This window comes from Cellulomonas sp. McL0606 (genome assembly GCF_058248365.1).
Genome location: NZ_CM177779.1, coordinates 1,674,447 through 1,687,806, shown reverse-complemented (window position 1 = coordinate 1,687,806; position 13,360 = coordinate 1,674,447). Strand labels below are relative to the sequence as shown.

General features: G+C 74.2%; 10 protein-coding genes and 4 pseudogenes. 3 read left to right on the top strand and 11 right to left on the bottom strand.

The annotated features are described in order from the left end of the window. Window positions 1–185 precede the first annotated feature (185 nt). Window positions 186–545: a DUF1844 domain-containing protein gene (locus tag AC38ZX_RS08550; RefSeq protein ID WP_426595386.1), complete on the top strand. Its 360-nt coding sequence runs from the start codon at window positions 186–188 to the stop codon at window positions 543–545. Here AC38ZX_RS08550 and AC38ZX_RS08545 read toward each other — a convergent pair. After that, entirely contained in the window at window positions 526–1,410 is an 885-nt protein-coding gene (locus tag AC38ZX_RS08545; protein WP_491296974.1) for an MFS transporter, read from the bottom strand. The genes AC38ZX_RS08550 and AC38ZX_RS08545 overlap by 20 nt on opposite strands. Before the next feature lie 79 nt (window positions 1,411–1,489). Further along, window positions 1,490–1,771: pseudogene (locus tag AC38ZX_RS08540) on the bottom strand (MFS transporter); the annotation flags it as partial. Window positions 1,772–2,402: 631 nt separating this feature from the next. Here AC38ZX_RS08540 and AC38ZX_RS08535 point away from each other — a divergent pair. Next, the gene (locus AC38ZX_RS08535) at window positions 2,403–2,555 is read left to right on the top strand and encodes a hypothetical protein (RefSeq protein WP_491296973.1); all 153 of its coding nucleotides are present in this window, start codon (window positions 2,403–2,405) and stop codon (window positions 2,553–2,555) included. Beyond that, window positions 2,552–3,691, top strand: coding sequence for a spore germination protein GerW family protein (locus AC38ZX_RS08530; protein ID WP_491296971.1), 1,140 nt, complete (start codon window positions 2,552–2,554; stop codon window positions 3,689–3,691). Before AC38ZX_RS08535 ends, AC38ZX_RS08530 begins: the two co-directional genes overlap by 4 nt. On the opposite strand, the gene AC38ZX_RS08525 is transcribed toward AC38ZX_RS08530, so the two are convergent. The 9 genes and pseudogenes from AC38ZX_RS08525 to AC38ZX_RS08485 form a co-directional block, all read right to left on the bottom strand. Beyond that, window positions 3,688–4,419, bottom strand: coding sequence for an SseB family protein (locus AC38ZX_RS08525; RefSeq protein ID WP_491296970.1), 732 nt, complete (start codon window positions 4,417–4,419; stop codon window positions 3,688–3,690). The genes AC38ZX_RS08530 and AC38ZX_RS08525 overlap by 4 nt on opposite strands. A 2-nt stretch (window positions 4,420–4,421) precedes the next feature. After that, window positions 4,422–5,162 carry a bifunctional 1-(5-phosphoribosyl)-5-((5-phosphoribosylamino)methylideneamino)imidazole-4-carboxamide isomerase/phosphoribosylanthranilate isomerase PriA gene (gene priA, locus AC38ZX_RS08520; RefSeq protein ID WP_426595380.1) on the bottom strand — a complete coding sequence of 247 codons (741 nt, stop codon included), beginning with the start codon at window positions 5,160–5,162 and terminating at the stop codon, window positions 4,422–4,424. A 46-nt stretch (window positions 5,163–5,208) separates the two neighbouring features. After that, window positions 5,209–5,475, bottom strand: a complete 267-nt coding sequence (locus tag AC38ZX_RS08515) for a type 1 glutamine amidotransferase family protein (RefSeq protein ID WP_491296968.1) — start codon at window positions 5,473–5,475, stop codon at window positions 5,209–5,211. Beyond that, entirely contained in the window at window positions 5,450–7,567 is a 2,118-nt protein-coding gene (locus AC38ZX_RS08510; RefSeq protein WP_491296967.1) for a cation:proton antiporter, read from the bottom strand. Before AC38ZX_RS08510 ends, AC38ZX_RS08515 begins: the two co-directional genes overlap by 26 nt. Window positions 7,568–7,575: 8 nt before the next feature. Next, window positions 7,576–8,070 carry a hypothetical protein gene (locus tag AC38ZX_RS08505; protein WP_491296966.1) on the bottom strand — a complete coding sequence of 165 codons (495 nt, stop codon included), beginning with the start codon at window positions 8,068–8,070 and terminating at the stop codon, window positions 7,576–7,578. Next, complete coding sequence (gene hisB / locus AC38ZX_RS08500; RefSeq protein ID WP_426595376.1) at window positions 8,067–8,669, bottom strand: imidazoleglycerol-phosphate dehydratase HisB; 603 nt, start codon at window positions 8,667–8,669, stop codon at window positions 8,067–8,069. The genes AC38ZX_RS08505 and hisB overlap by 4 nt, the downstream gene beginning before the upstream one ends. Further along, window positions 8,659–9,778, bottom strand: a pseudogene (locus AC38ZX_RS08495) (histidinol-phosphate transaminase). The gene hisB and the pseudogene AC38ZX_RS08495 overlap by 11 nt, the downstream one beginning before the upstream one ends. 9 nt (window positions 9,779–9,787) lie before the next feature. Beyond that, window positions 9,788–10,746, bottom strand: a pseudogene (locus AC38ZX_RS08490) (NAD-dependent epimerase/dehydratase family protein). Between the two features lie 29 nt (window positions 10,747–10,775). Next, window positions 10,776–13,320, bottom strand: a pseudogene (locus AC38ZX_RS08485) (alpha/beta fold hydrolase). Window positions 13,321–13,360 lie beyond the last annotated feature (40 nt).

Genomic DNA, 13,360 nt, shown 5'->3' with positions numbered 1-13,360 from the left:
ATCACATCGAACAGGTGAGACCAAGGTGGGAGAGGACTCCACTTGTGCGCCTGAGCGTCCGCGAACGGCAGCCCAGGTCAGTCAGCGGTCAAGATTAGCAGAGCAACGCGCGCGGGCCGAATCGGACCGATCCCCGCCGAACGCTCCCCGGCCGGCCGTGCCCCTCGTGGTGAGACCATCTACCCATGTCGCAGAGCACCGACCCCACCGCCGACGCCACCCGGGACATCGCGGACGTCGCCGCCGTCGAGGTCATCACCACGGCCGCGGTCCACCTCATGAGCGCCGCCGCCGTGAAGTGCGGGCTGGCCGAGGACGGACCGACCGGCGCAGGCGCCGACTACCTGGACCTCGACGAGGCCCGCAAGCTCATCACGGCGCTCGCCGCGCTCGTCACCGCGTCGGCACCGGACATCGGCAACCAGCATGCCCGCTCGCTGCGGGACGGGCTGCGCTCCCTGCAACTGGCGTTCCGCGAGGCGTCCCCGTTCCCCGACGCACCCGGCGACGGGCCCGGCGAGAAGTTCACCGGCTCGGTCGTCTGACCAGCGTCCGAGCACCGTCGCGCTCGCGCCGGCGGGCCGCGCGCGGGCGCAGGCCGTGTCGCACGGAGTGCCGACGAGCGTCGGCCGAGACGGACCTCGGCAGACGTGGCGGCTCGGCGGGACGCGTCGGTGCCTCGAGAACCGGGCGGGCCGGTCGGCCCCGTCCGATCCGCAGCGCGACCAGGCCGGTCACGGCGATGCCCCCGCCCACGACGGCCGCCGTCAAGAACCCCGCACCGGGGACGGTCCGATCGATGACGGCTCCGCACAGGGGCGCCCCGAGCGCGTTGCCGACCGTCGACATCGTGCCGCTCCAGCCCATGACCTCGCCGCGACGGCGCTCGGGCACGAGCCGCACCAGGGTGGCGTTGATCGACGAGAGCGCCGGCGCGCACGGGAGGCCGGCGACGACGACCGCGAGCGCGAGCCAGACCTGCCCGTGCACGAAGGCGGCCGGGACCGTGGCCAGCGCGAGGACCGCGACGAGCACCAGCGGCGAGGGAGTGCGGCGGGCCGTCCCGTGGATCAGGCCGCCGATCACCGAGCCCCCCGCCCACAGGGCGATCATCCAGCCGACGTCCTGCGGGCGGCCGGCGTCGTTGAGGGTGGCGACGAGCGACACGTCGGTGCCGACGAGGACGAACGCGGCCGCGACCGCGGCGAGCAGGACGACGATCAGCGCGGGCGTCAGCAGCCGACCCGGCGGGGCGTCGTCGGACGGCTGGACGCTGACCGCTGACCGGGTAGGCGGGTTCGCCCACATCAGGAGCAGACCGGCGAGGACGGTGAGGGACCCCACGACCGTCAGGGCGACCACGGTGGACGCCTGCGTCGCCAGGAGGACACCGACCACGGGCGAGAGCATGAACGTGAGCCTCGACGGCGACCGAGTCCAGCGCGAACGCCGGCCGCTGGTGCTGGATGGGCACCAGGACGGACAGCGACTGCCGCGACACCGAGAACACCGGCACCAGGAACAGGCCACCCAGGAACACCGCACCGATGAGCGCCTGGTACGACAGGTGCGGCGCGGCGAACCAGACCGCCGACTCCACGGCGACCGACGGCGCGATCGCGCGACGCAGACCGAACCGGTCGACGAGCCGGCCGCGCCACGGTGCCCCGAGGGCCATGCCGATCGTGGCCGCACCGACGACGACCCCGGCCTCGGCATAGCCGCGACCGAGGCTGGTGACCACGTGCAGGGTCAGGACGATCCCGATCATCGCGGCCGGGATCCGGGCGACGAAGGACACGACGAAGAGGCGCGCGACGCCGGGCAGGCGCAGCACATCTCCATAGGTCGTGGTGGGCATGTCCACGATTGTGCGGGGTGCGCCGACCCGGCCTCGCGCTGATTTCGGTACGACCCGGACATCGGGAGGTCGGTGTGGTGAAGACCACACGGTGCCGGCTCCTATCCTGGGCGGATGGCGCCGCAGGACCCGATCGTCGGCTGGCCGGCGGAGCCGGAGCAGCCCGCTCCCCGCGCTCGTCGGCGTCCGCGCACGGCGGTCGTCGTCCTGTCGGCGGTCCTCGTGCTGGTGCTCGTCGGCACAGGTCTCGTGCTCGCGCGGATGCTCGCGACGACGCGCGCGTGGCAGGAGTCGAGCGCCGGCTGGGAGCGTCTGGCCACGCAGGGCGCCACCGACCTGGCCAGCACGCAGGGCGACCTCGCGACCGCCCAGTCGGGCTCGACACGACCACCGCGCAGCTCGCGACGGCGCAGACGCGCATCACGGACCTCGCCAACGAGAAGGCCCAGCTGGGCGACACGAACGCGACGCAGCAGGAGCTCGCCGACTACCAGGCCCGGGTCTCGCAGGCGGCAGGTCAGGTGGCCACGGCGCTGGCCGCGTGCATCACGGGCCAGCAGAAGCCATCGGGTACCTCCAGGAGTCTCAGAAGTACGACACCGCACAGCTCACGCAGTTCGGGCAGGACGTCGCGACCGTGTGCAGCCAGGCCACCGCCGCGAACACCGCCCTGCAGGCCGAGCTCAAGCGATGATCCGACGGCTGGTCGGGATCGCCGTCGTCGGCCTCCTCGCCGGCTGCAGCGCACTGCCCGCGATGCCCGCCCCGGTGCCGACCCGGGTCGAGCCGAGCATGGGGCCCGTCCCGGCGCCGAGCTCGTCGGGCAACCTCTCCCCCGACGGCTTCGACACCGCGCAGCGGATCGCCGTGCGCATCCGCAACATCGGGTGCGGTGCGCTGTCGACGGGGTCCGGCTTCGCGATCGACGACCACACCGTCATCACGAACCGGCACGTCGTCGCGGACACCTCGACGCTCCAGGTGAGCACGTACGACGGACGCGACGTGACGGCGGACGAGGCGTCCACGGCCGGGCTGGCCGACCTCGCGATCGTGCGGACGACCGACACGCTGCCCGCCGCTCCGGCTCTCGCCGACGCCGATGCCCAGATCGGCGACGCCGTGACCGTCGTCGGCTATCCCCTGGGCCGGGCGCTGACGGTGACGCCCGGGCACGTCGTGGATCGCCGGACGGACCCCCTGAACGAGAACCTCGGCCAGGTGCTGGTCACCGATGCGCCCGTCGAGCCGGGCAGCTCCCGGCTCGGCGGTCCTGGACGCCGACGGCCGGGTGGTCGGGGTGGTCTACGCGAAGGACCAGAACGGGCACAGCTTTGTGGTGCCCGTGAGCACTTTGCGGGCCATGCTGGACGACGACACGGCGTTCACACCGCTGACGCCCTGCACCAGCTGACCGACCGGAGGACGACCATGGCAACCCCGCGCTTCGACCCGTCGACCCTGACCAACGCAGCGAACGAGTCCTTCGCGGTCCGGCGTGTGTTCGGGGAGGCCTACGAGCGCGGCGGGACGCTCGTCATCCCCGTGGCGCGCGTCTGGGGCGCGACCGGCTCGGGCTCGGGCGGCGGCGAGATGTCCGTCCCGCACCACGCCGAGGACGGGGCCGAGGAGAAGGGCGCGAACGAGGGCCACGGGGGCGGCGGCGGGTACGCGACGCACGTCAAGGCGGTCGGCGTCTTCGTCGTCGACGACACCGGCACGCACTGGCAGCCGACGCTCGACGTGAACCGGGTGATCCTCGGTGGCCAGCTGGTCGCGGCCGCCGTGCTGACCGTGTGCGCGCTGGCGTGGGCGGTCAAGCGGCGCTAGCGGGCCGCGCGGGGCCGCAGCTCGAGCGAGTCGACGCGCGTGGCGACCAGCTCGACGCCCGCCAGCGCCGCGTTGACGCCGGCCAGCACCGCGTCCAGACCCGCGCGGTCCAGGCCGGCCACCAGGTCCACGACGACGGCGACCTCCGCCCGGGTCCCCGCGACCGCGTCCACCGCGACGACCCCGCGCACGGGTGACACGGCCGAGACGATCGCCTCGCGGATCGACGGATCGAGCCCGCCGGGTCCCACGGCGGGGTCCCAGGCTTGCTGCTGCGCCAGCGCCCAGACCGCCGGGCGCGGCAGCAGGACGGTCGTCGGGCCGCCGGGGTCGACGACGAGCACCTCCCAGCCCTCGGTGACGGCCGAGAGCGCGGCGCGCGCGACGTCCGACGGGACCGGCCGGGCGTCGGCGCGCCAGGCCGTCATGGCGGCCACTGACGTGAACACCGGAAGCGCCGTGCGGCCGTCCGGGGCCTGCAGGGCGACGATGCCCGCCGAGGCCTCCTTGTCCACGGTGTGCGCGTGCCCGTCGCGCACGACGACGTCCTCGACCTCGAGCTCGGCGAGCACGGGGACGAGCACCCGGGTGCCGCGCAGGGCCGCCACCACGTCGGCCGTGCCGCCCCTGCCGTCCGCCACGGCCGCGAGCGCGGCCGCGACGGCGGGATCGGCCGTTCCGTCGTCGCCGGCGAAGGGCGACGACGGCGGCAGTTCACGGCCGGCCATCGTCACGGCCTGCCGGCGACGTCCAGGGCCTGCGGCAGCGTGAACGCACCCGCGTAGAGCGCCTTGCCGACGATCGAGCCCTCGACGCCGAGCGGGACCAGCGTGCGCAGCACGCGGATGTCCTCGAGGCTCGACACACCACCGGACGCGACGACGGGCGCGTCGGTCTTGGCGCACATCTGCTCGAGCAGCTCGACGTTCGGGCCGTTGAGCATGCCGTCCTTGGTCACGTCGGTGACCACGTAGCGTGCGCAGCCGGCGTCCTCGAGGCGGGCGAGGACCTCCCAGAGGTCGCCGCCGTCCTGGGTCCAGCCGCGGGCGGCCAGCGTCGTCCCGCGCACGTCCAGGCCGACCGCGATCCTGTCGCCGTAGGCCGCGATCACCCGGGCCGTCCACTCGGGGTTCTCCAGGGCCGCCGTGCCGAGGTTCATCCGGGTGGCGCCGGTGGCCAGGGCACGCTCGACGGAGGCGTCGTCGCGGATGCCGCCGGAGAGCTCGACCTTCACGCCCTTGCCCGACAGCTCGGCGGTGACCTCGGCCAGCAGCGCCGCGTTGGACCCGCGGCCGAAGGCCGCGTCGAGGTCGACCAGGTGGATCCATTCCGCGCCACCGGCATACCAGTCGAGGGCGGCCGACAGCGGGTCGCCGTAGCCCGTCTCGGTGCCGGCCGCACCCTGGGTCAGCCGGACGGCCTGACCGTCGGCGACGTCGACGGCGGGCAACAGCTGGAGGCGTTCGGTCATGCGGGCTTCTCCGTGTTCGACGAGTTCAACGAGGCGACCCAGCGGGTCAGGACGGTGGCGCCCGCGTCACCCGAGAGCTCGGGCGCAGCTGCAGCGCGGTCAGCGGGCCGTTCTCGACCGCGGCGACGAACGGCTCGTCGTGCCGGGCCCACACGACGACCGGCGCGTTCAGCCGGGTGTCGGACGGCCAGGTCTCGAGCAGCGGGAACCGGCGCGCGGCGTACGCGTGCGCGAACCGGAAGGGGACGTCCCCGAGGCCCGCGAAGAGCGCCGACCCCTCCGGCACCTCAAGGGTCGACCAGCCGTCGTGCACGTGCTCCTCGACCGTGCCGGGCCACTCCTGCAGACCCTCGACGCCCGGACCGGTGAACATCGCGTGCAGGCCGACGTCGACCGCGAGGACGGGGCGGCCGCCTGCGAGCCGGCGGTCGATCACCTGGTCGGCGCCCACCGCGCGCAGGCCGGTCAGGAGCTCCGCCAGATCGCCGTCGCCGACGATCACGAGGCCGTCGGCCTCCGAGGCAGCCTTCTTGTCGAGGCTGACGTCGACGGACGCGCCCGCACGCTCCAGCGCGGCGACGAACCCGGTGGCGTCGCCTGTGCCGTGGTCGAGGACGACGACGGTGGGGGCAGGCACGCGGCAACGGTACCCGCGGTGGCGCGCCGCCCCCGCGTCCTCCCGGTCCGCGAGACGGGCTCAGTCGTCGGTCGGTGCGCCCTTGAGCTCGGCGCTGATCTGGTCCGCGTCGAGGATCGCGAGCGCGGCGCTCAGGGTGCCCGAGCCGAACGTGCCGTCGGACCGCGCCCGCAGCAGCGCCTCGCGCTGGGCCTTGATGACGGCCAGCTGGAACTCGAGCATCTGGTCCGTGATCACACGCGGTTCCTCCGCGGCGAAGTCGGCAGCGCGGCGCACCGAGACCGTCCGCATGCCGTCCAGGAGCCGCTGGCTGTACGGCGTCCCGTCCCGGCGCACGAGCGCCGGGTCGTCGATGAGCGCGACCGCAGCCTGCGACAGCGCCTGCAGGCCTGCGCGCCCGTTCCGGGTCGTTCTCGGGCGGCCCGGACGAGCCGACGCCGAGCGCCCGGACGACCCAGGGCAGCGTCCCGCCCTGCACCAGCAGGCTCCCGGCCGCGACGACGAACGCGATCAGGATGAGGAGCGACCGCTGCGGTGTGTCCTGCGGCAGCGTCTGGGCTGCCGCGAGCGTGACCGCCCCACGCATGCCGGCCCAGACGAGCACCGTCCCCTCCTTGGCGCCCAGCGGCGACGACACCAGGTAGTCGATGTCCGCGAGGCCCCGGGTCGTGCGGCGGGTCCAGTGCCGTCGACGCCGCTCGATGCGGGGCCCCTGCGACTCGTCGGCGGCCAGCGTCTCGGTCACCTGGGCGTAGCGCTCCTTCATCCGGTCGCTCGCACCCGCGCGCTTGGCCAGCCACCAGACGAGCGGCGAGACATACAGCGCACGGACCGCGAGGGTCAGGGCGATCGCGGCGAGGCCGAGACCGACCGCGGGCAGCGCCGAGCCACCGTGCTCGCGGGCCTGCGCCACCAGCTCCTGCAGGTCGTAGCCCATGACCAGGAACACCGCACCCTCGAGCAGCAGCTCGACCGTGCCCCAGTTCGCCTCCTCCGCGATCCGGTCCTGCGGGCGCAGGAAGCGCGGCGCCCCCTGGCCCGTGACGAGTCCCGCGACGACCGCCGCGACCAGGCCCGAGGCGCCCAGGTGCTCCGCAGGCAGGAACGCGACGAAGGGCGCGACGAACGAGACCGCGGTGTTCGCGGCCGGTTCGGGGATGGCCGCCCGGACGCGCAGGTTGAGCGACCCCACGAGGACGCCGATCACCGTGGCGACCACGACCGCGTAGACGAACGAGCCGAGCACGTGCCAGAGCGAGACGGTCACGGCCGTCGCCGCGATGGCGGACCGCAGGAGCACCAGCGCCGATGCGTCGTTGAGCATGCTCTCGCCCTCGAGCACGGTGACCAGCCGCGACGACACGCCGAGCTTGCGGGTGATGGATGTCGCCACCGCGTCCGTGGGGCTGACCACCGCACCGAGCGCGATCCCCGTCGCCAGGCCGATGTCGAGCACACGTGCGAAGAACACGCCCAGGATCACGGCGCTGAGCACGACGAGCACGACGGAGAGCCCACCGATCGCGCCGAAGTCGCGCCGGAAATCCATCCCCGGCATCGACACGGCCGACGAGTACAGCAAGGGCGGCAGGATGCCCGCCAGGATCAGCTCCGGCGGGAGGTTCAGGTCGGGCGCTCCCGGCACGAAGCTCGCCACCACGCCCAGCAGGACCAGCAGCAACGGAGCAGCGACCCCGACTTTCGGCGCCAACCGCGCGACCGCGACGATGCCGATCACGGCGACCACCAGGACGGGTGCGTACTCCATGCGAGTCCCTACTTCTTGGGCTTGCCCGACCCCGTGATCATCCGCAGCGCCTTCCACCGGGACAGGCCGTCCGTCGAGACGACCCCCTCGAGCGACCCGATCTCGACCGACCCGAGCAGCAGGTCCTCCAGCACGGCCGGCGCGTCCGAGAGCACGAGCCCCGGGGGCAGGTTCTCGCCCTGTTGCGCGCCGCCCACCCACCGGGTGGCGGTGATCTGGCCCTCGCGGCGCTCGAGCAGCACGATCGGCACCTGGCGCAGCAGCTGGGACACCACCGCGGCCGACGCCCGGGCGGCGGTCCTGTCCCGCGGCACGGCGACGGCGCCCACCTCGGTGAGCACCACGTCGGCGTCCACCTTGGCCAGGACGCACGTCGCGGCGAGCGGGGCCGCGGCGGCGACGGGGGTCAGGATCAGGACGACCGAGGGCTCCTCGGTGCCGCCGTCGAGCAGGGACGACAGGTCGTCGGGGACCTCGAAGTCGTCGGGCAGGTCCTCGCTCATAGCGCTCCCTTGGTGGAGGGGATCCCCTCCACCCGCGGGTCCAGCTCGACCGCGAACCGCAGCGCACGCGCCAAGGCCTTGAACTGGGCCTCGACGATGTGGTGCGGGTCGCGGCCGGCCAGAACGCGGACGTGGATGCTGAACGCGGCGTGGTGCGCGATCGACTCGAGCACGTGGCGCGTCAGCGACCCCGTGAAATGGCCGCCGATGAGGTGGTACTCCTGCCCGGGCGGCTCGCCGGTGTGCACCAGGTATGGCCGGCCGGACACGTCCACGACCGCCTGCGCGAGCGCCTCGTCGAGAGGCACGGTGGCGTCGCCGAACCGCGAGATCCCGCGCTTGTCGCCCAGCGCCTGCCGCAGCGCCTGGCCGATCGTGATCGCCACGTCCTCGACGGTGTGGTGCGCGTCGATGTCGGTGTCGCCCGTCGCCTTGACGGTCAGGTCGATGAGCGAGTGCTTGCCCAGCGCGGTGAGCATGTGGTCGTAGAACGGCACCGTCGTCGAGATGTCGGTCTTCCCCGTGCCGTCCAGGTCGAGCTCGACGAGCACGCTGGACTCGCTGGTCGCGCGCTCGATGCGTGCGGTCCTAGGACTCAAGGCAAGCCACCTCCACCAGGGCGTCCTTGAACGCCTGCGTCTCCTGCGGGGTGCCGACCGACACCCGCAGCCATCCGTCCGGGCCGACCTCACGGATCAGCACGCCACGGTCGAGCAGACCCTGCCAGATCGCGTGCCGGTCGTCGAACACCCCGAAGAGCACGAAGTTCGCGTCGGAGTCAGCGACCGTCAGCCCACGCTCCCGGAGCCAGGTCACCAGCGCGTCGCGCTCGTCGCGCAGCGAACCGACCTGCGCCATCAGCTCGGGTGCGTGCCGCAGGGCGGCGCGTGCGGTCGCCTGCGTCACGGCCGACAGGTGGTACGGCAGCCGGACCACCGTCAGGGCATCGACGAACGCGGTCGAGGCTGCGAGGTAGCCCACCCGCGCACCCGCCAGCCCGAACGCCTTGGACATGGTGCGGCTGACGGCCAGGTGCGGGTGGTCGGCCAACAGCTCGAGCGCGGACGGCGTGCCCGTGCGACGGAACTCGCCGTAGGCCTCGTCGACGACCACCACGCAGCCGCCCGGCACACGCGCCGCGGCGTCGAGCACGGCGAGCACGGTGCGTGCCGGCAGGGCGGTACCGGTCGGGTTGTTCGGGCTCGCCAGCAGGACGACCGACGGAGCGTGCCGCTCGATCGTGGCGACGGCGACGTCCGGGTCCAGCCCGAAGTCCTCCTCGCGGCGGCCGGTCACCCAGGCGGTCGACGTGTCCCGCGCGTACTCCGGGTACATCGAGTACGTAGGCGCGAACGACAGCGCCGTCCGCCCGGGACCGCCGAACGCCTGCAGGATGTGCAGCATCACCTCGTTCGACCCGTTCGCGGCCCAGACCTGCTCGGGCGCCAGGCCGACGCCCGACTCGACGAGCAGGTAGGCGGCCAGGTCGGCGCGGAGCGCCCGGAAGTCGCGGTCCGGGTAACGGTTCAGGCCGGTGGCGGCCTCGGCGACCGCTGCGGCGATGTCGGCAACGACCTCGGCCGACGGGGCGTACGGGTTCTCGTTGACGTTCAGCACGGTCGGCACGTGCAGGTGCGGAGCACCGTAGGGCGCGATCCCGGCAAGCGGGACGCAGCGGCAGCTCTGGACGGACGAGATCGGCGGTCACGTGCCGAGTCTAGGGAACGACGCGCGAGGCCTCGTCGACGGTCCAGGCAGCGAGCCGCGCAAGCCCCTCGTCGAGGCTCACGACGGGCGACCAGCCGAGCGCCTCACGCGTGCGGCGCTGGTCGAACCAGTGCGCGGTCGACATCTGCTCGGCGGCGAACCGCGTGAGCGGCGGTTCCCCCGGCAGCGGCAGGCGCGCCCACGCCGTGTCGAGCAGGCCGCCCACCGCGCGGGCCACGACGGCCGGGACGTGGCGACGAGGCGTCGGCACGCCCGAGGCCGCGCAGATGCCGTCAAGGAGTCCTCCAGGACGGGACGCGGCTCCCCGTTGGTGACCACGTAGGCCTCGCCGTACGCGGCCTCGTCGGCGTGCAGCGCGGCGACGAGCGCGTCGACGGCGTTGTCCACGTAGGTGGTGTCGATGAGTGCCGTCCCGGCGCCGAGCACCGGGAGCCGGCCCGCGCGGGCACGGTCGACGATCCGGCCGACCAGCTGGGTGTCGCCTGGCCCCCAGACGACGTGCGGTCGGACGACGACCACCCGCATGCCACCGACCCGGTCGGCCGCGAGCGCGAGCAGCTCGGCGGCGGCCTTGGTGCGGGCATAGCTGCCGCGGGCGCCGTCGGGGTCCGCGGGGTCCGCTCCGGCGCCGGTCAGCGAGCTGCCGACGTGCGCGACGGACGGCGACGACACGTGCACGAACCGCGTGACGCCCGCCTCCCGGGCGGCGCGCAGGAGCCGCTCGGTCCCGCCCACGTTGACGTCCTCGTACTCGGCCAGCGGACCGGTGATCGAGACCTTCGCGGCGAGGTGGATCACCGCGTCCCGGTCGCGGACCGCCTCGGCCACGGCGGCGTCGTCGGTGACCGACCCGATCACGTCGGTCGCGACGCCCGACGCGCTGCGCTGCAGGGTGCGCACGTCGTGCCCGTCGGTCACGAGCCTCGCGGCGACCGCGCGTCCGAGCATGCCGCTGGCGCCGGTGACGAGCACGCGTGTCACAGGCGTGCCCGCTCCCCCGCGAGCACGCGCGATGCCCACCGCGCCACCCGCGTGCGGTCGATCTTGGAGTTGTGGCGCACGTCGGTGGGCAGCTTCGGCGCGACGAGGACCGCGGCGACGACGGTCGGCGCCACGGCGGCCCGGACTGCCGCCGCGAGCGGCGGCTCGGCGACGAGCGGGGACGCACCGGCGGTCTCGACCACGACGACGACCTGCTCGGTGCCGCGCGGCCCGACGCCCACGACGGCCGCAGAGACGACCCCGTCGACGGTCGCGGCGCGGTGCTCGAGCCCGACGGGCGTGACCACGCCGGCGTCCGTGACCAGCACGTGCGCCAGCCGACCCTCGATCCAGAGCAGCCCGTCGGCGTCGAGGTGGCCGACGTCGCCCGTGCGGTGCCACCCCGCGTCGCGTGCCGAGGCGTCCTGCGTGATCCAGAGGCCGTCGTACCGCTCCTTGACGTGCGCGGCGGAGACGAGCACCTCGCCGGTCACGCCCGGCACGGTGTTAGGAGACCCGCTCGCCTCCCCGTCGGCGTCGAGCGCGCTGATCGCGACGGTCGCACCCACGACGGGTCGCCCGACGCAGACACCGTTGCCCGGACCCGCGGCACGGCTGGCCCAGCGACACGTCGGTGACCAGCAGCGACTCGGTCATCCCGTACGGCGTGTGCGCCTCGGCGTCCGGCATCAGCGCGACCGCCGACTCGAGCAGCGCGGGCGGCACCGGGGCACCGGCGGACAGGAACAGCCGCACGCCGGCCAGGGCGCTGCGGTCCGAGGCGCTGAGCTCGGAGCCGGTCCTGACCGCCGAGGCGAGCGCCGCAGGCGAGGCGAACACGACCGCGCCGTCGATCGCGTCGACCGCCTCCGCGAGCGCCGCGGCCGTCAATGTCCCCGGCGCGGTCACGTCCATGTCCGGGCTCGCACTGGTGGCGCCGAGCGCCGGTCCGAGGAGCACGAACGGTGCGAACGCGGCCACGAGCGGGCTGTCGGGACCGATCCCGTAGGTCCGTGCGACGGCGTCGCGCATCGCGGCGAGCCGGCGGTGCGTGTAGGCGACGCCCTTGGCAGGCCCGGTCGATCCCGAGGTGAACAGGATGGCCGCGTCGGCGTCCGGGTCCGGCCAGGGCAGCTGGTCGGACGAGGCCCGCCCGAGCGCGGCGACGTCGTCGAGGGATGCACGCACGCCGAGGGCCTTGGCGGTCCCGGCACGAAGGGGCCCGGCGCTGATCAGCGTCGGCGCCCAGCGCAGCCAGCGTGCGGCGACGAGCGCCCGCTCGATGCCGATGACGACGCTCGGCTCGGCGGCGCGGACGGCTCGGGTGAGCCCCTGCACGCCCAGGCCGGCGTCCGCGACGACCACCACGGCCCCCAGGCGCAGGCACGCGTAGAGCACCGAGGTGAGATCGACGCCGGGCGGCACGAGCAGCGCGACGCGGTCCCCCGGTCGCACACCGCTCGCGGCGAGGCCCCGGGCCAGCTCCTCGGTCCGGGCGGCGAGCGCCCGCCACGTGGCGCGGCGCGCGTGCGCACCGAGTTCGATCAGTGCGGTGCTTTCGTCGTCGGCCCGCGCCGCGAGCGTCGCCCCCATGGCGCGGTACGGCTCGTGCGCGACCGTCGGCGCCGGGGTCGGGTCGCCGAACCGGGCGTCCAGCCAGCGCAGGACACCGCCGGCGACGTCGCGGTCCTCGACCACGAGGTGACCCGCGCCCTCGAACCGGTGCACGTCGGCGTGCGGCAGACGCTCGCGCAGGTCACGCAGGTAGCGGGCCGTGAACACCGGGTCACGCGGCCCCCAGAGGAGCAGCGCCGGGACGTCGAGCCCGCGCACCCCCTCGGCGATGCGCTCCAGCTCCGGGCGGCTCGGATGGTCGGCGGACGCGGGGATGTCGGCGACGAACCCGCCGATGCCGGCCCGGCGCTCCGCGGAGTCGTACGGCGCGCGGAAGCCGTCGGCCACCGACCGGTCGAGCTTGGGGTGCGCGATCGCGAGCGTCGTCTCGAGGAACGCCGGGGTCGTCGTCGTGGTCAGCGGCAGGACGGCCGGCGCCATCGCGACCCGCAGGGCCGGCGGTACCCGCTCGTCGACCGACTGGAACACCGCCGTGTTGGTGAGCACCACGCCCGCCAGCAGGTCCGGGTGGTCGAGCGCCCAGCCCAGGCTGATCAGCCCGCCCCAGTCGTGCCCGACGGTGACCACTGGACCCGTGAGGCCCAGCTCGTCGGTCAGCGCGCCGAGGTCTGCCACCCGGTCGGCCAGCCGGTGGGTGTCACCCGTGCGTTCGGAGTAGCCCATCTCGAGCTGGTCGACGGCGATCACGCGCCACGGCCGCTGCTCACGGGCACCCGCCGCCACCAGCCGTCGCCACAGGTAGGACCACGTCGGGTTGCCGTGCACGCACAGCAGGGTGCCGACCGGCTCCTGCGTCAGGGTGGCCGCGTTGTCGAGCAGGTGCCACGTGCGCAGCGGGCCGCCGTCGCGCGCCGGCACCTCGACCAGACGAGACCACAGCGGATCGATGCCACCGGCTTCCAGCAGCGCCCGCGGGGGCGACGACGCGACGGCCGTGTGTCCGACT